Origin of the sequence: Halomonas sp. AOP43-D1-4, from assembly GCF_052446175.1 — a bacterium.
GTDB lineage: Bacteria > Pseudomonadota > Gammaproteobacteria > Pseudomonadales > Halomonadaceae > Vreelandella > Vreelandella citrativorans.
Window position 1 is genome coordinate 125,378 of record NZ_JBQSVY010000005.1, and the last position, 16,996, is coordinate 142,373.

Below are 16,996 nucleotides of genomic sequence, written 5' to 3' on the forward strand. Positions count from 1 at the left end.
AGACGCTATCAAGGGGTTAAGCATGGGGCGGTTGTCTGGTCGGTGTCACTAAGGGGCATGATATACAGGCGGTAGCCTGCCTCAACGTCGTCAATGAACGTGCATGCCGAATTACCGCTGATCCGTGCCACGATACGCTGCCGGTAGCGCATCGTGCGGCCCGTCTCATCCTCCTGGATTGACCAGGCGCTGGACCCAAAGGCTTGTTCAATAGCCGGTGCGGGCCACAGGTTCCAGCTCAAACGGCTGGCCAGCCACTCAGCGGTAAAGGGCGGCTCAAAGGCGGCATCCTGTAGAAAGCGGCTGCCGCTATCGTCGTGTATCAGAGTCAGCAGGCGCTGGCCTTGTGGGCTTAGTATGACCAGGCGCAACGTCTTGTCGTCGTGGCGCAGAACGCCAATCATCTCATGGCGCTGGTCATTATGTTCAAACGTCAGGCGCTGCCGCTGCGTTTCCATCGCCGGTAGTGTCGCGAGGCTGGGTACGGTCGCCACCGGCCGCCCGGCACAGCCGAACAGCAGAAGCAGGGCGCTGAGCAGTCCTGCCTGACATGCGAAGCGAAACAACGTGGTGGTCATTTTTCCTTCCCTGCGGTATCGCAGCGCATATCGGTACAGGCCTCTGCCAGACTGTCTAACCGCCGACGGCTGGCGGCAACGAACGGGTTTTCTTCATCCCAGGCGTAGCCGGCGAGCACTGAGCTGATCATGGTGCGTATGCGCGGTATCTGTTGGTCATTGAAGATGATGCGCGGTAGGCGGCCATCGTACCAGGCCTCCACGAATTCACGGAAGGTGGCAACGCCGCGTCGTAGGGGCTGTTCAAACTGGCTATTCCAATCGACGTGCTCACCGGCGAGCTGGCGCTCGACCAAGGGGGCGGCACGCAGGGCCGAATCCAGGGCGATGGTGACCCCTGAAGAGAAAACCGGATCAAGAAATTCACCCGCGTTACCCAGCAGGGCAAAACCGGGGCCGTGCAGTTGCTCGACATCTGCTGAATAACCCTCTAAGCGGCTAACCGCGCGAATGGCGTTCGCATTGGCCAGTAGTTCGGCGAGCCTCGGTTCGGCACGTATGAAGTGCCAGAGGCGCTCCTCATCATTGATACCTGCAGCTTCCAGCGTTGCCCGATCACCTACTACGCCGACCGATGCCCGCCCATTCGTGAAGGGAATCAGCCAGTACCAGATGCCGGGATGCTCAGGGTGCAAACCGATCAGGATCTTCTCGCGGTCGTAACGCGAACAATCAATGTGATCGTCAATATGGGTAAACAGCGCGCAGCGTGATTCAAGCGTCGAGGGGCGGGCAAGGCCGGTGAGGCGCGCCAGGACGCGACCATAACCACTGGCGTCGAGCACAAAGCGTGCGTGTAACGAGCGCTGCTCACCGTTGGCATCGACCAGCGTAAGGCTGGGGCGTTCGGGATCGGCGACAAAGGCTTCAACGCGGGTGTCAAACTCAACCTGGGCGCCCAGCTGGCGCGCGCCTTCGATCAGGCGCTGGTCAAAATCAGCGCGTTCGATCTGCCACGTGGTGCCTGGGCCTGGCGTGAACTTGTCGCGAAAATCGATGGCCGCATAGCGATCCCGCCAAGTGAAGGCCGCCCCGTTCTTGGTTTGAAATCCGCCTGCCTTGGCGGCATCCAGCAGGCCACAGGCTTCAAGATGGACCATGCACTGTGGCAGTAAACTTTCGCCGATGGAAAAGCGCGGAAAGCGGCTGCGCTCAATCACCCGCACATCCAGACCCCGCTGGGCAAGCCAGGCCGCTGCAGCCGCTCCGGAAGGCCCGGCGCCGATGATGGCGACATCGGTGGTATCTTGGATATTCATGTGTTGCGTTGTTTCTATAGCCATCAGGGAGTGTCCTGTCGAGAAGATAGAGGCCTGGTGCCCGCCCTGGCAAACGGCACAAGTGCCCAAGCTGATGCAAGGCCAATGAGGCAAGTGAGCCCCAGGTAGTGAAGCGCCGGGGTAGCACTGAACGCCAGTAGGCCAAAGGCCAATAGGCTTGAGACACACGACAGGCTAATGGCCAGCCAGGCAGCTGGGCTGTTGGGGTGTTCGGTGCTGAAGATACCCGCGTCGAGACCGATACCCAGTACCAGCAGCAATCCCAGCAGGTGGAAAAGCGTCAAGCCGATATTAAAGGCGCTCAACAGCGCGATGGTTGACAGCAGTGCGCCCAGCGGGGGCAATAATACGCGCCAGGCCCGCCTGCGATAGCGAACGCCAAATATCACCGCAAGCCCCGCCACGGCGATGGCCAGGCACAGGGCGATCTGGTCGCGGAGCTGCGACAGGTGGCTGGATAGCGTTGCCACGCGGTCCTGGTAGAGCACGTATTCCGGTGCAGCAAGGTGAGTAAATGCTTGCTGAGCAGTACTGTCGGCATCACCCAGCGTTATCAGAGCCGCCATATCTGTACGCTCGGCATCGGCGGCTGCGCCTAGCCAGAGCATGGCATCGGCTTGCCCCACCGGAGTGTCGAGCCACGTGGTGATCGTCAGCAGCGGCACGCTTTCAAGCGAGCGCTGCGCGGTTTCCAGCAAGGTCGAAGGAAGGCCTGCCTGGGCGATCAGCTCGGGCAGGGCGTTACGGTAGGCCTGGCGCACACGTTCAAGGGTGGCGTCTTGTGTCGCTGGAGAGGGCACTGCTTGGGCCAAGTGGCGGTAGTGGGTCAAGTGCCCTTGCGTCTCTAAATCGGCAAGCGCTGCGTCCAGAGCTTCAAGGCGCTCCAATAGTTCGCCTTCCTGCTCGGCGGTGACAAGCAGGTAGCGGCTGGCGGTCGGGCTATCCAGCAGTATCTGCACGCGTTGCTGCTCGCTAATCAGCTCGGCCGGTGACGGATTGAGCTGGCGAAGATCATCGTCAGCGGACAGCCGCGTGGCGATCATGACGACTGCGAGAACCCCAAGCAGGGCGAGTAGCCCCCAATACCTGGGCGCGTGAGGCGGTAAACGTAGACGGTTCAACTGAGTGGCAATACGCGTAGTGGCGGCATGAGGGCGCGGGGTGAACCACGGCAGCCAAAGCCGCACCGTTAGCCAGGCGCCAATTAGCCCCAGTGCCACGAACGTGGCCATCTGGCGCAGCCCCGGCAGCGGCGTGGCAAGCTGGACAAGATAGGCGACCAGGCTGGATATCAGGCCGAGTAATAGCCCCGGCCAAAGCCTGGCCAGCGGCTGTTCGGGCGCCAGCTGGCGAGCGCATTGAAAATGCAGGGCGTAATCTATCGCAATGCCGATCAAGCTAGCGCCAAAAGCCAGCGTCAGCAGGTTGAGCGTACCAAAAAGTAGCCAGGTCAAGGGCAGTGCAAACAGAATGCCACACGCCACCGGTAGCAACAGGCTGGCCAGTATCGAACCGCGCCGAAAGGTGATCCAGAGTAGCAAGGTGATACCCAGCAGCGAGCCAATGCCGATGGTCAAGGTTTCGCGCTTGGCCTGCTCGGCACCGGCGGCGGCGTGAAACACCAGCCCGCTTCGCAACAGCTCGGCTTCTGGATGAGCATCGCTAAACTCCGCCAGCGCTGTGACAAGGCGTTGCTGCATGGCCATATCATAGGGGCTGGCCGTGAGTTGACCGCTGATGATGAACCAGTTACCGCTCTCATCCCTGACGGCAGGCAGGCCGTCGATCAGGCGAATGGGGCCCGCCAGGCGTTGGTCCTGCCAGGCATCCAGCAGGCCAAAGGGGTCCTGGCGTGGGTCAGCGCCACTTCCCGGCGTGAACAGCTGGCGCAGGCCTCGTTGCACCCAAGCGTCGTTATCGGCAGCGGCCAACGAGGGCGATAGCAGCCGATAACGGTACGCTGATAAGTCGCTGTCGGGGGTGTGCAGAAGGTCATCGTCGAAGGCTGTGACGCTAGCCGATTGTTTAAGACGGGTCTTGAGATCCGCAACCAGCTGAGTCGGCGATTCGCCCTGCAACAGCAGCACGAAGCGGTCCTCGAAGGCCTGCGTTAGGCGCTGTTCGGCGTGTTCGAGCAGCGCTCCCTGCCGGGTGTCCGGCAACAGCGTGGTAATGCGCGTATCCAGTGCTGCGCCCCTGCTCAGCAGGCTCGCCAAGAGCAAGGCGCAGCCCAGCAGCAGCCCCGCCCAGCCGATAGCTGCCAGACGCTCCAGGCGGCCGGGACGCGTTGCTTCACTCACGATGTATGCTGATCGTCTTCAAGACGCTCGCAAGCCGCACCGCTCAAGGTAAGCTCAAGGCGGTCATCATTGGTGAACATGATCTCGACACGCTCTACCTGCTGGTTGCCGTGAACCAGTAACTGGTCAAGCCGTTGGGCGATGTTCGCTTCACTGGGCGTCAGCTTGGCCTGCCACTCTTCCTGGGTGCCGCTGAGTTCGATGGTGAAGTATCTCTCCAACGCCTGCCAGTCACCTGAAAGCAGGCCACCAAGCACCGGTGCGACCGCCTGAAAACCCATCGGTAGCTCGTCGTTGTCCGCGCTCATCACCACGCGGTCATTAATGGGGGAGGTCGTTTGCCAGACAAGCCCTGCGTCTTGATGTTCAAAGGTTCCACGGCTTTCCAGCTGACTGTCGAGATCGGCTAGCCAGCGTGTCTGCTCGAATCGCCCGCACTGCGGTGCATTGTCGGCCAGGCGTGCGGCAAGCTCGTCAGCGTCGGGAGCCGCCCAAGCGGCAGCGCTGGCGCTGATGGCTAGAAGGGTAAAGACAAAAAAAGCCGCTTGGTGAATAGCGCGCATCATTGATTGGCCTCCTGCCAGGCGAGCAGACGTTCCCGCAAAACGGGGGGCGATTCCAGGCGCATTTCGCGGTCTTCAATTCCGACGGCCACCTGTACGCTCCAGGCGCGCGTCAGGCGTTTGCGGGTGTGTGCATCGCGAATGGTGTAGTCGATCTTGAGGCGGTTCTCCCACTCGCTCAGGCGCGCTTCGATTGCGATTCGCTGGGCGAATAGCACCGGTGCCGCGTAGCGCAGGCGTAAATCGATCACCGGCCAGGCAAATCCTGAGGCCTGCATTTGGGGGTAGTTGTAATCGAGCGCATCGAGCAGCGTGCAGCGGGCAATTTCCAGGTAGCGCACATAGTGGCCGTGCCAGGCCACCTGCATCATGTCGATATCGTGAAACGGTATCGTCAGTTCGGTTTCGTAACGGGGCAGTTTGCCATCATCAAGCGTCATATAGGCTCCAGTGGCGTTGGCGAATCACGTCACACAGAGTGCGGAGTTCGTGTTCCAGGGCGCGGTCTTCGCCAAGTGCCGGAAAGATCTGGCGGCAGTCGGTCAGAAATTCAGCCAGGCGGCCGGGCAGCGGTGGCGCATCGCCTATCTGGCTGCGTAGCTCAACACCCTGACAGGCCGCGTGCAGCGTGGCGGCCGCGACCTGTTCTACCAGGGTAAGCACACGCAGCGCATCGCGGGCGGCAATCGTGCCCATGCTGACCTTGTCCTGATTGTGGCATTCGGTGGAGCGCGAGAAAACGCTGGCGGGCATGGTCAGCTTCAGCGCCTCGGCGGTCCATGCGGACGCACCGATCTGCACGGCCTTGTAGCCATGATTAAGGCTGGCTCGCTCGGGGGCGGCACCGCTTAAGTTGCTGGGCAAACCATGATTAAAACGAGCATCCACCAGCAGCGCCAGTTGGCGGTCGAGCAGATCCGCGAGGTTGGCGCAGGCCTGCTTGAGGCTATCCATGGCGAAGGCGACATGGCCGCCGTAAAAGTGGCCGCCGTGCATGACCTTGCCTTGTTCGGCGTCGATCAACGGATTGTCATTGGCGCTGTTGAGTTCGTTCTCAAGAAACTGGCGCCACCAGGGCAGGGCATCTTCCACTACGCCGATCACATGCGGGGCGCAGCGCGTCGAGTAGCGATCCTGAAGGCGCGATGAGTTGCGCGGCGTGTCGGGCGCGTGGAGATCCTCGCGCAGGCGTTCGGCGACTTTGTTCTGCCCCGGATGCGGTTTGGCGGCGAAAAGCTCGGCATCAAAGTGGTAGGGGTTGCCGTTCAGCGCATGCACGGAGAGCGCCGTGATGCGGGTGGTCAGGCGCGCCAGATAAGTGGTGCGGGCGAAGGCGAACACGCTCAGCGCTGTCATCACCGCGGTGCCGTTCATCAGCGCCAGGCCTTCCTTGGGCTTCAGGCGATAGGGGGTAAGCCCATGCTCGGTAAACACCTCCGCCGTAGGCCGCCGCTGGCCGTTATGAAATACGTCCCGCTCACCGCACAAGACGGCGGCCAGGTAAGATAGCGGCGTGAGATCCCCGCTGGCCCCGACAGAGCCTTCTTCAGGAATCACCGGTATCACGTTATGTTCAAGCAACCATGCCAAGCGCTCAAGCAGCTCGACGCTGACGCCGGATACGCCACGACAAAGCGAGACAAGGCGTACCATGATCACCGCCCGCGCGGCCTCAACCGTTAGCGCCTCGCCCAGCCCGCAGCCATGAAAGGTGTACAGCTGGCGGGGCAGCTGCTCCAGGTCGGAGGCGGAGACTTCGCGGGTGCAGGAGTCGCCGTAACCGGTGGTAACGCCGTAGACGACGCCCTCTTCCTCGAGCAGGCGCTCAAGAAAGGCATTGCCTTTGGCAATACGCTTACGAAAATCGGGTGCCGTCGACAGAGTGACGCGACGGCGACCTTCGGCAACGGCCAGCACGTCTTCAAGGCTGACCATCGATCCATCCAGAATGAGCGGCGCGCTAGTGAGGGGCCCCGCCGTCGGGTCACGCAGTATCGTCATGAAGGTATCCAGTATCATTTATCCAGAAGGGATAAAAATTGAACCATTGCAGCGGGTGCCGCCGAACGCGTTCGGCCAAGTGGTCGGCATGTGCCTGCATGGTATCGGTAATCCACGTTTCACGCTGACGACGAGGCAGGTCCCGGGTGTCGCCAAGAAGCTCAAAGTCGATTCTGAAGTGGTCATCATCGCGCACGCAGGCCAGCGTATAGAGGGGGCAACGCAGCAAGGTGGCCAAGCGGAAAGGGCCTTCCGGGAAGCTTGCCTGGTCGCCGAGAAAATCAAACGACTGGGTTCGCTCTCCTGACAGGGGAAGGCGGTCGGCGGCGATGACCACATAGCCACCGGCGTTAATACGCTCGGCCAGCGTCTGGGCAGTGGCTGGGGTGACTTCGCTGACTTCGAGAATCTGTGGGCGCGGCTTGCCCGTGACGCGTTCAAGCAGAGCATTGAACTTGCGTGCATTGCGGGTGTGCATCATCACCGTCAGGTCGAGGTTGGTATGGCGTTCGGTCAGCGCATTCACTACGTCAAGATTGCCGTGGTGGGCGACAAGGATCAATCCGCCTTGACCGCCAGCGATCGCTTGAGTGAAGCGCTCGACCCCGCTACCCACCAGGCGTTCGTCGGCAATATGGCCGCTCCACGCTTCGACCTTGTCCATCAGCGTTTCGCCAAAGGCCAGAAAGTGGCGATAGCTGTGCCACCAACGGGCGACAGGCTGCTGCTTGAGCATGGGGTAAAGGCGTTGCAGAAAAGCCTGGGAAGCACGTCGCGCCGTGGTGTGGACGAGAAAATACCAGAGCATCACTGGCCATAGTGCCAGCCGAAAAGGCCAGCGGCCCAGGCGCCGCTGTATAGCCACCATCAGGGTCATCCCCAGCAGCGTGCCGCGTTCGCCGATCCGCGCCCAGTGGTAGTTCATGGGCTCGCCTCGCGGTGTGGCTGAAAGCGCCGGGCGAGCAAGCGTGGCAGGCGCCACAACATGCCGAAAAACAGGCGCGTATGCATCAGCGATATCTGCCGGTTATCACGCCATACGGCAAAATGGCTGATACCGTCGCGGGGGTAGTGCACGCGTACCGGCCGGTGCATCATGGCGCCTTGTTCCCAGTGCCAGCGCACCAGCACTTCGGTATCGAAGGTCATGCGATTGCCACAGGGGTGGCGGGCCAGCATTCGGTTGAGCGGTGCCACCGGGTAGAGCCTGACACCACACATCGAGTCGCGAATATCCAGCGATAAGGTATTTATCCACACCCAGATATGGGTGGCGTAGCGGCCATAGAAGCGCACTCGGGGCACGCTAGCGTCATATCGAGGATAACCCACTACCAGCGTGTGCTGGGCTACCGTTAGCGTGGCGAGAAACGCGGGCAGATCATCGACCCCGTGCTGGCCGTCGGCATCGACCTGAAGTGCATGGCTGAACCCCAACTGCTCGGCGTAGCGTAATCCGGCACGTACAGCCGCCCCCTTACCCTGGTTAGTCTCAAGGCGCAGCAGGTGATGGCCCTGTTCAGCCAGGCGATCCAAAACGGCGGCACACTGTTGATCACTGCCGTCATCGACCAGCAGCAGCGGTATCTCCAGCGCTGTTAGTTCCTCGCATAGCGGGGTGATTGTCGCTGGATGGTTATACACAGGGATAAGGATACAGGGCCTTGGCTCAGCCATGCTGATCTCCCTTGGGCGTTTGCAGGCGAACCTGCCCGGTGCAGTGGCGCCCTTCCTGGGAGTCAATGCTAAACGCGATGCCATCCTCGCGGCGGGTCAGCTGTAGGGTGAAACGAGTGCCAGGCAGTAGTGCGCGCGTAAACTTCAAGCGCTCGATACCCAGAAACAGGCCTCTGTGGCCAAAGATATCGTGGGCATAATGGATGGCCCACTGCACCATCACCACGCCCGGAACCAGCGGGTATTGATCAAAGTGGCCTTCCAGAAACACCAGCCGCTCCGGAACTTCCAGGGTGAGCAGGCGACTATTGGCATCAAGAGGGTGCTCTCCCAGCCAGCGCGGCACTTTCGGGTCGTCCAGGTCGGCAAACAGGCGGTTGATCAGTGTGCGGTCCAGCTTTCCCTGGGCATTGCTTGGCAGCGTTTCAACAAAGCGCCAATAGCGGGGCACGGCAATAGGCTCCAGGTGGTCGGAAAGGTTTTCGCGCATACGCTGGATCAAATGCTGCCGAGCATCACGCTGGTGCGGAATCGATGGTTTGTCCAGCACGATCACGGCGCCCAAGCGGCTGTCGGCGCGGTCAAGGTCGACACAGCGTACCTCGCTGACCGCTTCCACTGCCGTAAGAATGCGCTCGACATGGTCGAGCGAGATGCGCTTGCCGCCAATCTTGACCAGGCGATCCGCTCGGCCCAGCAGCGTGAAGCCGTCATCTGCCGGCGCCGCCTGGTCAGGCTGATGCCACCACTGTTGAGGCGTCTCCAGAAACGGCGACCGCAAACTCAGGCTACCGTTTTGAAACGATAACTCCACGCCGGGCAGCGGCTGCCAGCTGGAACGGCGTGTTTGGCGACGCTGGGCAATGCCGCCCGTTTCGGTACTGCCATAAATCTCGATGACCGGCGCCTGTAACAGGCGTTCAGCAAGCTGAGCATGTGCCAGCGCCAAGGGTGCACCCGATGAGAACACGCGGGCAGGCGGCGTAGCGGCGTGCCAGGGCAGGTGTTCAGGCAAGCGCGACAGCTGCGCAGGGGAGCTGACCACGACCGGGTGCAGGCCTGCTGTATCGGCTTCCTGCAAACGGGCCATTAGCGCTTCGGGATAACGGCTTTCACCACCGCAGAACGGCGCGCCCGCACATAAGGGGTGCAGTATGCCGGTGAGCAGCCCGTAAATATGCTGGTGGCTGACCTGGGAAATAACCCCGCTGTCTACCAGTGGCCAAAGCCTGGCGTGGGCTGATAACTCTGCCTCCAATTGATCAAAACGCTTGGCTAACTGAACGGGGTTGCCGGTGGAGCCTGAGGTGGATAGCACAACGGCGGTAGCGCTCGGGTCCAGAAATGCCGTGCGGGGGCGTGTTTCAGCGCCCTGCGGGAGCCGCGGCTCAGGCATATCGGGCAGGGTGCCATCGACTTCGCTTGCCAGCCGGGAGAGCGTTTCGGGGCGATCATCGGCGGGTAGCACGGCGACCCGGCCGCTTTCCCATAAGGCGATCAGTGCGGCGCAGAACGCTAGCGGTTGCTGCTGGCACAGCAGCCAACGGCCGGCGGGTTTGTCCGCCAGCCAGTGGTGCCATGCATCAATATGCGCCGTAAGCGAAGCGCCACACACCCAGTGGCTGGGAAGTGACTCATGACGGGGAGCGGATCTACGCCAGGGTAACTGAGTAAGCGAGATAAAGGTCATGTCAGGCGGCTCCGCAGCTGATGACGTATTAACCATTCACCGGTAAACATGACGGCGATTAGGCCATAGCTGATGGCACCGTTGTACAGTGTCCATGTTGCCAAGCTTGCGTACAGCGCTGTCCAGCTTGCGATGGCACCGTTGAGTATGAAAAAGCCACACCATGCCCAAGTGACATTTCGGGTATAGCGTATGCCGGCGGCGGGCAGCTCGGGCTCGCGCAGGCGCGCCAAACGTTCGATGACCGGCACTCCTCGCCACAGGCTAGAGAGAAAAATAGCCAGCATGACCGCGTTTACGGCCACGGGGTATGCGCGCATGCCGAGTTCCGCGTGCCCCAGCCCGCCCAGGGCGACCAGCAGAACCGCCGCAGCGGCTGCCAGATAGCGCGCTTGAGGCATTCTCCAGGCGAGTAGTGCCGCACCGATGACCAGTAACGGCCAGCTGCCAACGTCATCATGCAAAAGCAGTACCAGTAGTGGCCACATCAACGCGCACGCCATGCTTGCGTATTTGGACATGGTTACTGCTGCATCAAGTGTTCGACGGCAGTGACAACATCGCTGATCGTGCGCACTGATTTGAAATCCTCAGGCTTGATGCGTCGTCCAGTGAATTGCTTTAGCTCGACGACAAGGTCCACCGCGTCGATGCTATCGATATCCAGGTCCTCATAGAGGCGGGCGTCGGGCTCTATTTCGCTGGCATTGAGGTCAAACAGATCAACCAGTGTCTTGCGAATATGGGCGAGTATTTCTTCGCGCTGGTGATCAGCGGTTTCAATTGACACGGCGGGCCTCCACGAGTGCTTGCAGCGCCGCGAGGCTTTCGAAATGGCGACGCGTCTCATCGGCCTCGGAATCAAGCTTGATACCGTACTGCTTTTGCAGTGCCAGCCCGAGTTCAAGCGCATCGATAGAGTCAAGTCCTAGCCCTTCGCCAAACAGGGGAGCGCTTGGGTCAATATCGGCAGGCGTAATATCTTCAAGCTCTAGCGCGTCAATGATGAGACGCTTGAGTTCAAGTTCCAGCGCCTGATTGCAGGTTTCTATCATGATGGAAGTGTTCCAGTTCTCTGTTGAAGTGGTCGCTCAGCCATTGAGTTAGTTGTCTAGCGAGCTGGCCGGTTGGTTGTTGGCTAGCGGAATCAACGTGCAGGTCGTCAAGCACGCTAAGCTCCATTAAAACCCTGGTAGCGGGGATGTGGTACCAGGGTTCGTGTTTTGTCAGTGTGGTCGGCGTGCAGCGTATCAGGACAGGGGTGAGCGCTGTACCGGTGCGTAGGGCGATATTTGCTCCCCCGCGACGAAATTTGATCGGGCGTTTCGGGCTAGTGCGGGTGCCTTCAGGAAATAGAATCAGTGAGTCACCTCGTTGCAGGCTCTGACGGGCAGCCTCCAGCACTGACTCGGGGTCATCGTTGGTGATATAGCCCGCAGCACGAATAGGGCCGCGGGTAATAAAATTGCGGGTCAGCCGACCCTTTACAATGCAGTTGGCATGAGACGTGTAAGCGATTAAAAAAATAACGTCGATGAGCGAGGGGTGATTGGCAATCACAAGCAATCCAGGGCGTTTGAGGCGCTCAGGGTTGTCAACGCGGTAATCAAGCACGCCAAGGCCTTTCATCAAATTGATGAATCCGAGAAAGCAGACGCGGATAAGGCGGCGCGCCAGGTAGCGGCGCCGCTCAGTATTACGCACGCAGAGATTCAACAGTGGCGCAATCACCAAGCCAATGAAAAGGCCACCGATCCCGAAGACGGTGAAGGAAATAGCCGTACCCAAGCCGCGATACAGTTGGTTGATACTCATTCCTGCTCCAGATGCCAGCGCTGTCGACCGTTTAGGAAAGCGGTCTCCCCACTAAGCCACTGCAGCACATTGACCGGTGTCGGAGAAGCGCTGTGGGCTGATGTAGATGCCGTGATGGCGCGACCTCGTTGCAGAGTTAAGCGCATGCCAATAACACAGGCTGTGCCTGGGTGCTGTGTTTCGCCCTGATAGGCCGCAGGAAGACAGCTTTCTGAAAATGCGGCAACTACGGCAGGGTAGCCCGCTTGCAAATACCCATACGACTCGTGAAGAAGCGCATCAAACTCATCACCACAAGCGCCTAACGCCTGCAAGGGACGGTGATGCGATTGCGCAATAGAGTGAACGCCCAGAATAGCGTTATGCACTGACATTGAGAAGCGGGTAGGGGAGATCGGGTCGCCCCGCTGCAGACTCTCCAGCATTGCGAGCGTATGCGTCGTATCGCCATGCCGTGAGGCATGCACCAAGGGGGCGTTAGCCTGTGGGTCGAGTTCTCGCAGAATATCGCAAGTGGCGCGCCCCGTATCATCAAGCCGTCGCCGCAGCATAGCAGGCAGTTCGCTACTCAGCTGGGCCGAAATAAGACGATTTGGCTTAACGGTTGCCATTGCCTCTTCAGGAAGCCAGCCCCGCCAGTCTTCGATATATAGAGAAAAGGACACCACTAGCAGCCTGCTCAAAAAAGGCGGCTACTTTAACTTAATTATAGGGTGTGGAAAAGGAATGTGGCTCAAATGATGCGAAACGGTGAGGTGATCTCAATAGGCAGATCGTTCAAGGCTTGAGGCAATAATGCTGACTTTGTCTAAGTTGACATAGCCTCCTCCAAGGGGGAAGCTTTAACTCTTGGTAAATAACTTTATTAGATAAAAACTAATCAAAGGGGATAAGGCATTGAGACTTAACATATATTCAGGGGTAGTGGCGGTTTTTTGTCTGGCGTTGCTGTCAGGGTGTGCTACTAGCCGCAGCGAAATAGCGCTGACACTGCCAGAAGAAAATACGAGTCAATATATTAGTGAAGGGCAAGAAGTAATAATAGGCGAGGTGATAGATCGCAGGGTTTTTGAGGAGGCGCCAAGAGAGCCGAGTACTCCTTCGCTTGGAAAAGGAGGGGTAAGCAAAGCTTCTGATGAGACCAAGGCAAGAGCGGTTGGGCGAAAAAGGAACGGTTACGGTAAAGCGTTGGGGGACGTTCTGTTAGAGAATGGACAGACCGTTGATGAAGTCGTGCGTAGCAGCTTGACGCTCGCCTTGCGTGAGTCTGGTTATAATGTCCTCACTCATTCAACTGGCGTCGTCGCAGATACTCCCATAATCGATGTTTACATCGATGAGTTTTGGGCATGGTTCAACCCAGGGTTCTGGGCCATCACTTTGAATACCCGCATCGCAACTGTCTTGGAGCTTCGGTCTAGCGAAGCACAAGAAAATGTCTCTGTTCATACCCTTCAGCGGCGACAAGTCGCAACGGAAAGCGCTTGGATTGAAATCATTGAAAATGCACTGAATGACTATAGAAGCGAGGTTATCAGCGTCGCGCCTGACCTGCTCGAAGAATAGGCTAGCGGAAGTGTAGATTAAAAAAACGGCCACTTGCTGTGTAAGCTAAGTGGCCGTTTTTAATAGTGTTCTTGGTCGGAATAGCAGGATTCGAACCTACGACCTCTGCCTCCCGAAGGCAGCGCTCTACCAAGCTGAGCTATATTCCGAAGGTTGTGAGCGGTGCTCAACAACGGGACGTATCTTACACAAAGGGACGCTTTTTATCAAGCCTCAGCGCCTCTGTTGTGCGAATTTATGCTTGCCTGTCAACGGCCAAGCGGGCGAGTTGCGCCATGCTATCGTGATACGGGCTAGGCGAGAGTGCCTCTAATTGCGCCAGTGCCTTATCGGCCATTTCATTGGCGCGTTTACGGGTGTACTCAAGCGCGCCCGTGGCGTGAACAATGGCGAGTACGTCATCCAACTGTTCAAGGCCGCCTTTGCGGATCACCTGGCGAATCAGCTTGGCCTGCTCAGGCGTGCCCTGCTCCATGGCGTGAATCAGCGGCAGGGTGGGCTTGCCTTCGGCCAGGTCATCGCCGACATTTTTACCCATGGCGTCGGCATCGCCCTGGTAATCCAGCAGGTCATCAATCAACTGGAAGGCAAGGCCCAGGTAACGGCCATATAACTGTAGCGCCTGGGCTTGCTCAGGTGTGGCATCAGCAAGTACGGCACCGCTGTGGCTGGCAGCTTCAAACAGCATGGCGGTTTTACCTTGAATGGTTTCAAAGTAGTCCGCTTCAGAGACGCTGGGGTTGCCAATGTTGGTCAGCTGTAGCACTTCGCCTTCGGCGATGGTGCAGGTGGCGCTGGAGAGAATCGCCATGATCTGCATCGACCCAACATCGACCATGAGCTGGAACGAGCGCGAGTAGAGAAAGTCGCCGACCAGTACCGAAGGCGCATTGCCCCAGGCGTCGTTGGCGGTTTTCTTGCCGCGGCGCATGTGAGACTCATCCACCACATCGTCGTGCAGAAGTGTGGATGTGTGCATGAACTCAATCAGCGTGGCCAGGGTAATGTGCTTGTCGCCCTGGTAGCCCAGTGAACGGGCTGCCAGCAGTACCAGCATGGGCCGCAAACGCTTGCCGCCGCTTTCAATAATGTATTGGCTAATGGTCTCGACGAGCGGGACTTTCGAAGTGAGCTGCTCAACAATCGTCCGGTTGACGGCTTCAAAGTCATCCGCCACCACGGCGTGCAGCGGTGAGGGCGTAGGGCTGGCAGTCGGGGTTGGGGAGACGTTGGCGGTCATGGGTTCCGTTCATCGCGGCAGGTGGAGGGGTACGCCCCTGAATTGAGGTCATGCTATGGGGCTACCGGGAAAGCGTCAAGGCGCGTGCAGGGCATCCATTCGACGTGCGACAATAATCATCAATTGACAACGGCCTGTCGTCTTGTGGTAGAAGGCGATTGTCGTTATAATCCGCGACCCACTCATCATGCTCCCTGTCAGATGGCTCCAAAAGGGGCGCCACTCGCAGCAGGTCAATAAGAGCGTCAGGCGATGAGCGCTGGTTATGCAACGCATAACGGCATTACCGACAAGTCCGGAGAGCGACATGTACGCAATTATCAAAAGCGGTGGCAAGCAGTACCGCGTTCAAGAAGGTCAGACCCTTAAACTCGAGAAAATCGAAGTCGCTACCGGCGAAACGATTGAGTTTGATGAAGTGCTGCTGGTTGCAGACGGCGACGACGTAAACATTGGTGCTCCGCTGTTGAGTGGCGCCAAGGTTTCCGCTGAAATCGTTTCCCACGGCCGCGGTGACAAGGTGACGATCATTAAATTCCGTCGCCGTAAGCACAGCATGAAGCGTCAGGGCCACCGTCAGTGGTTCACTGAAGTCAAAATTACCGGAATTTCCGCGTAAGCGGTTCATTCCCTGAAAGGAGAATTTTGCAATGGCACATAAAAAGGCAGCCGGCTCCACGCGTAACGGTCGCGATTCCGAATCCAAACGCCTCGGTGTTAAGCTTTTCGGTGGCCAAGCAGCGAACGCTGGTAGCATCATCGTTCGTCAGCGCGGCACGCGTTTCCACGCGGGTACTGGCGTTGGTCTAGGTCGTGATCACACTTTGTTCGCACTGAACGAAGGCTTTGTGAAGTTTGAGACCAAAGGCCCGAAAAACCGCAAATTCGTTAGCATCGTTTCTGAATAAGCAACTCTGGTTGCGTAGAACGTAGTTAATGAAAAAAAGCCCCGCTATGGCGGGGCTTTTTTGTCTGTTTAAACCCTCTTGCCCAATGAATGGAGGCAGGAGCGTTGCATATAGGGCGGCGGAAGCGGCCGGGAGAAACTATGCAGTTCGTCGATGAAGCCTCGATTATTGTTGAGGCGGGAAATGGCGGCAATGGCTGTCTGAGCTTTCGCCGCGAAAAATATGTGCCCAAAGGTGGCCCCGATGGTGGTGACGGTGGGCACGGGGGGTGCGTTTACCTGATCGGTGACGATGCGCTCAATACGCTGGTCGACTTCAAGTTTCAGCGTTTTTACAAGGCTGAAAACGGCCAAGGTGGCATGGGCCGCCAGATGAGCGGTAAAGCCGGTGAAGATCTGCACGTTAAGGTGCCGGTAGGCACCACCGTTGTGGACGTTGATACGCTGGAAGTCATCGCGGATGTCACCGAAATTGGCCAGGTGGTACTGGTCGCGGAAGGTGGTCGGCGTGGTTTGGGTAACATCCACTTCAAGTCATCCACTAACCGTGCACCGCGGCGCACCACGCCAGGTACCGAAGGCGACCGTCGCAACTTGCGTTTGGAAATGAAGGTAATGGCGGATGTTGGCCTGTTGGGCATGCCCAATGCCGGCAAATCCACCCTGATTCGCTCGGTATCGGCGGCCAAACCTAAAGTAGCCAACTACCCGTTTACCACGCTGGTGCCTAACCTGGGTGTTGTGAAGCTGGGTATGCACGAGCACTTTGTGATGGCGGACGTGCCGGGGTTGATCGAAGGTGCCTCTGACGGTGCGGGCCTGGGGCTGCGCTTTCTTAAGCACCTGACCCGCACGCGACTGCTATTTCATGTAGTCGACGTGGCGCCCTTTGATGAGTCTGACCCGGTGGAAACCGCTCAAGCGATCGTGCATGAGCTTGGCCAGTTCTCTCCGGCGCTTTCCGAGCGCCCGCGCTGGCTGGTGTTGAACAAGTTTGATCTGCTGCCGGAAGAGGAGCGCGAAGAACGCGCCCAGGCGATCATTGACGCGCTTGGCTGGGAAGGCCCGGTGTTCCGTATCTCGGCGATTAGCAATGAAGGCACGGACAAGCTGGTTCAGGCCGCGTACCGCTGGCTGACCGAGCAGCGTCGCCTTGAGAACGAAGACGAAGAGGCGCTGGCCCGCGAGCAGGAAATGCGCCGCCGCATGGAAGATGAGTCGGTCGCCCGTATCGAAGAGCGTCTGGGGCGTCGCCGTAAGCGGCCTGCTGAAGAAGCCGACGACGATGACTTCGATGATGATGATTACGACGTTGAGATCGAGTACGCGCCCTAACGGCCGAAACCGGCAGGCATGCTCAGCCTGTCAGTAATGGCCGA

Annotated in this window: 19 protein-coding genes and 1 tRNA gene; 4 read left to right on the top strand and 16 right to left on the bottom strand. The window is 58.9% G+C overall.

The annotated features are described in order from the left end of the window. Window positions 1–8: 8 nt before the first annotated feature. Genes ACT3RQ_RS07085 through ACT3RQ_RS07150 form a run of 14 tightly spaced genes read right to left on the bottom strand, consistent with a single transcriptional unit; the run spans window position 9 to window position 12,569 of the window. Window positions 9–578: a DUF3261 domain-containing protein gene (locus tag ACT3RQ_RS07085; RefSeq protein ID WP_193056554.1), complete on the bottom strand. Its 570-nt coding sequence runs from the start codon at window positions 576–578 to the stop codon at window positions 9–11. Then, window positions 575–1,837, bottom strand: a complete 1,263-nt coding sequence (locus ACT3RQ_RS07090) for an NAD(P)/FAD-dependent oxidoreductase (protein ID WP_444680204.1) — start codon at window positions 1,835–1,837, stop codon at window positions 575–577. The genes ACT3RQ_RS07085 and ACT3RQ_RS07090 overlap by 4 nt, the downstream gene beginning before the upstream one ends. A 23-nt stretch (window positions 1,838–1,860) precedes the next feature. Beyond that, window positions 1,861–4,158 (bottom strand): MMPL family transporter, encoded by a 2,298-nt coding sequence (locus tag ACT3RQ_RS07095; RefSeq protein WP_444680205.1) that lies wholly within the window; start codon window positions 4,156–4,158, stop codon window positions 1,861–1,863. Next, the gene (locus ACT3RQ_RS07100; protein ID WP_193056551.1) at window positions 4,155–4,724 is read right to left on the bottom strand and encodes a LolA family protein; all 570 of its coding nucleotides are present in this window, start codon (window positions 4,722–4,724) and stop codon (window positions 4,155–4,157) included. The genes ACT3RQ_RS07095 and ACT3RQ_RS07100 overlap by 4 nt, the downstream gene beginning before the upstream one ends. Next, complete coding sequence (locus ACT3RQ_RS07105; protein ID WP_193056550.1) at window positions 4,721–5,161, bottom strand: acyl-CoA thioesterase; 441 nt, start codon at window positions 5,159–5,161, stop codon at window positions 4,721–4,723. Before ACT3RQ_RS07105 ends, ACT3RQ_RS07100 begins: the two co-directional genes overlap by 4 nt. Then, on the bottom strand, window positions 5,151–6,722 hold the full coding sequence (locus tag ACT3RQ_RS07110) for an HAL/PAL/TAL family ammonia-lyase (protein ID WP_444680206.1): 1,572 nt from the start codon (window positions 6,720–6,722) through the stop codon (window positions 5,151–5,153). The genes ACT3RQ_RS07105 and ACT3RQ_RS07110 overlap by 11 nt, the downstream gene beginning before the upstream one ends. Then, a complete protein-coding gene (locus tag ACT3RQ_RS07115; protein ID WP_193084791.1) occupies window positions 6,706–7,647 on the bottom strand; it encodes an LpxL/LpxP family acyltransferase in 942 nt (313 codons plus the stop codon). Before ACT3RQ_RS07115 ends, ACT3RQ_RS07110 begins: the two co-directional genes overlap by 17 nt. Further along, on the bottom strand, window positions 7,644–8,399 hold the full coding sequence (locus ACT3RQ_RS07120) for a glycosyltransferase family 2 protein (protein ID WP_193084790.1): 756 nt from the start codon (window positions 8,397–8,399) through the stop codon (window positions 7,644–7,646). The genes ACT3RQ_RS07115 and ACT3RQ_RS07120 overlap by 4 nt, the downstream gene beginning before the upstream one ends. Beyond that, the gene (locus tag ACT3RQ_RS07125; protein ID WP_193084789.1) at window positions 8,392–10,089 is read right to left on the bottom strand and encodes an AMP-binding protein; all 1,698 of its coding nucleotides are present in this window, start codon (window positions 10,087–10,089) and stop codon (window positions 8,392–8,394) included. The genes ACT3RQ_RS07120 and ACT3RQ_RS07125 overlap by 8 nt, the downstream gene beginning before the upstream one ends. Beyond that, a complete protein-coding gene (locus ACT3RQ_RS07130; protein ID WP_226930563.1) occupies window positions 10,086–10,610 on the bottom strand; it encodes a hypothetical protein in 525 nt (174 codons plus the stop codon). Before ACT3RQ_RS07130 ends, ACT3RQ_RS07125 begins: the two co-directional genes overlap by 4 nt. A gap of 2 nt (window positions 10,611–10,612) precedes the next feature. Then, on the bottom strand, window positions 10,613–10,879 hold the full coding sequence (locus ACT3RQ_RS07135) for an acyl carrier protein (protein WP_319022683.1): 267 nt from the start codon (window positions 10,877–10,879) through the stop codon (window positions 10,613–10,615). Then, window positions 10,869–11,144: a phosphopantetheine-binding protein gene (locus tag ACT3RQ_RS07140; protein ID WP_172117640.1), complete on the bottom strand. Its 276-nt coding sequence runs from the start codon at window positions 11,142–11,144 to the stop codon at window positions 10,869–10,871. The genes ACT3RQ_RS07135 and ACT3RQ_RS07140 overlap by 11 nt, the downstream gene beginning before the upstream one ends. Beyond that, window positions 11,110–11,904 carry a lysophospholipid acyltransferase family protein gene (locus ACT3RQ_RS07145; protein ID WP_193056544.1) on the bottom strand — a complete coding sequence of 265 codons (795 nt, stop codon included), beginning with the start codon at window positions 11,902–11,904 and terminating at the stop codon, window positions 11,110–11,112. The genes ACT3RQ_RS07140 and ACT3RQ_RS07145 overlap by 35 nt, the downstream gene beginning before the upstream one ends. After that, window positions 11,901–12,569: a beta-ketoacyl synthase chain length factor gene (locus ACT3RQ_RS07150; RefSeq protein ID WP_444680207.1), complete on the bottom strand. Its 669-nt coding sequence runs from the start codon at window positions 12,567–12,569 to the stop codon at window positions 11,901–11,903. The genes ACT3RQ_RS07145 and ACT3RQ_RS07150 overlap by 4 nt, the downstream gene beginning before the upstream one ends. A 232-nt stretch (window positions 12,570–12,801) precedes the next feature. Between ACT3RQ_RS07150 and ACT3RQ_RS07155 the strand changes: the two genes are divergently transcribed. Further along, window positions 12,802–13,470, top strand: a complete 669-nt coding sequence (locus tag ACT3RQ_RS07155; RefSeq protein WP_442346308.1) for a hypothetical protein — start codon at window positions 12,802–12,804, stop codon at window positions 13,468–13,470. Between the two features lie 72 nt (window positions 13,471–13,542). Here ACT3RQ_RS07155 and ACT3RQ_RS07160 read toward each other — a convergent pair. Together ACT3RQ_RS07160 and ispB are read right to left on the bottom strand one after the other, a co-directional pair. Then, window positions 13,543–13,619: transfer RNA gene (locus ACT3RQ_RS07160), tRNA-Pro, on the bottom strand. Window positions 13,620–13,705: 86 nt separating this feature from the next. Then, complete coding sequence (gene ispB, locus ACT3RQ_RS07165; RefSeq protein ID WP_444680208.1) at window positions 13,706–14,710, bottom strand: octaprenyl diphosphate synthase; 1,005 nt, start codon at window positions 14,708–14,710, stop codon at window positions 13,706–13,708. A 307-nt stretch (window positions 14,711–15,017) separates the two neighbouring features. Between ispB and rplU the strand changes: the two genes are divergently transcribed. The 3 genes from rplU (at window position 15,018) to cgtA (ending at window position 16,952) form a co-directional block, all read left to right on the top strand. Beyond that, window positions 15,018–15,329, top strand: coding sequence for a 50S ribosomal protein L21 (rplU, locus tag ACT3RQ_RS07170; RefSeq protein WP_087108812.1), 312 nt, complete (start codon window positions 15,018–15,020; stop codon window positions 15,327–15,329). A 31-nt stretch (window positions 15,330–15,360) separates the two neighbouring features. Beyond that, on the top strand, window positions 15,361–15,618 hold the full coding sequence (rpmA, locus tag ACT3RQ_RS07175; RefSeq protein WP_018917617.1) for a 50S ribosomal protein L27: 258 nt from the start codon (window positions 15,361–15,363) through the stop codon (window positions 15,616–15,618). 140 nt (window positions 15,619–15,758) lie between these two features. Next, on the top strand, window positions 15,759–16,952 hold the full coding sequence (gene cgtA, locus ACT3RQ_RS07180; protein WP_192527349.1) for an Obg family GTPase CgtA: 1,194 nt from the start codon (window positions 15,759–15,761) through the stop codon (window positions 16,950–16,952). Window positions 16,953–16,996 lie beyond the last annotated feature (44 nt).

Excerpts from the sequence above, each read along its gene's own strand:
- ACT3RQ_RS07085 (WP_193056554.1), bottom strand. The coding sequence starts at position 578 with ATGACCACCACGTTGTTTCGCTTCGCATGTCAGGCAGGACTGCTCAGC.
- ACT3RQ_RS07090 (WP_444680204.1), bottom strand. The coding sequence starts at position 1,837 with ATGAATATCCAAGATACCACCGATGTCGCCATCATCGGCGCCGGGCCT.
- ACT3RQ_RS07100 (WP_193056551.1), bottom strand. The coding sequence starts at position 4,724 with ATGATGCGCGCTATTCACCAAGCGGCTTTTTTTGTCTTTACCCTTCTA.
- ACT3RQ_RS07105 (WP_193056550.1), bottom strand. The coding sequence starts at position 5,161 with ATGACGCTTGATGATGGCAAACTGCCCCGTTACGAAACCGAACTGACG.
- ACT3RQ_RS07110 (WP_444680206.1), bottom strand. The coding sequence starts at position 6,722 with ATGACGATACTGCGTGACCCGACGGCGGGGCCCCTCACTAGCGCGCCG.
- ACT3RQ_RS07115 (WP_193084791.1), bottom strand. The coding sequence starts at position 7,647 with ATGAACTACCACTGGGCGCGGATCGGCGAACGCGGCACGCTGCTGGGG.
- ACT3RQ_RS07120 (WP_193084790.1), bottom strand. The coding sequence starts at position 8,399 with ATGGCTGAGCCAAGGCCCTGTATCCTTATCCCTGTGTATAACCATCCA.
- ACT3RQ_RS07125 (WP_193084789.1), bottom strand. The coding sequence starts at position 10,089 with ATGACCTTTATCTCGCTTACTCAGTTACCCTGGCGTAGATCCGCTCCC.
- ACT3RQ_RS07130 (WP_226930563.1), bottom strand. The coding sequence starts at position 10,610 with ATGTCCAAATACGCAAGCATGGCGTGCGCGTTGATGTGGCCACTACTG.
- ACT3RQ_RS07140 (WP_172117640.1), bottom strand. The coding sequence starts at position 11,144 with ATGATAGAAACCTGCAATCAGGCGCTGGAACTTGAACTCAAGCGTCTC.
- ACT3RQ_RS07145 (WP_193056544.1), bottom strand. The coding sequence starts at position 11,904 with ATGAGTATCAACCAACTGTATCGCGGCTTGGGTACGGCTATTTCCTTC.
- ispB (WP_444680208.1), bottom strand. The coding sequence starts at position 14,710 with ATGACCGCCAACGTCTCCCCAACCCCGACTGCCAGCCCTACGCCCTCA.
- rplU (WP_087108812.1), top strand. The coding sequence starts at position 15,018 with ATGTACGCAATTATCAAAAGCGGTGGCAAGCAGTACCGCGTTCAAGAA.
- rpmA (WP_018917617.1), top strand. The coding sequence starts at position 15,361 with ATGGCACATAAAAAGGCAGCCGGCTCCACGCGTAACGGTCGCGATTCC.
- cgtA (WP_192527349.1), top strand. The coding sequence starts at position 15,759 with ATGCAGTTCGTCGATGAAGCCTCGATTATTGTTGAGGCGGGAAATGGC.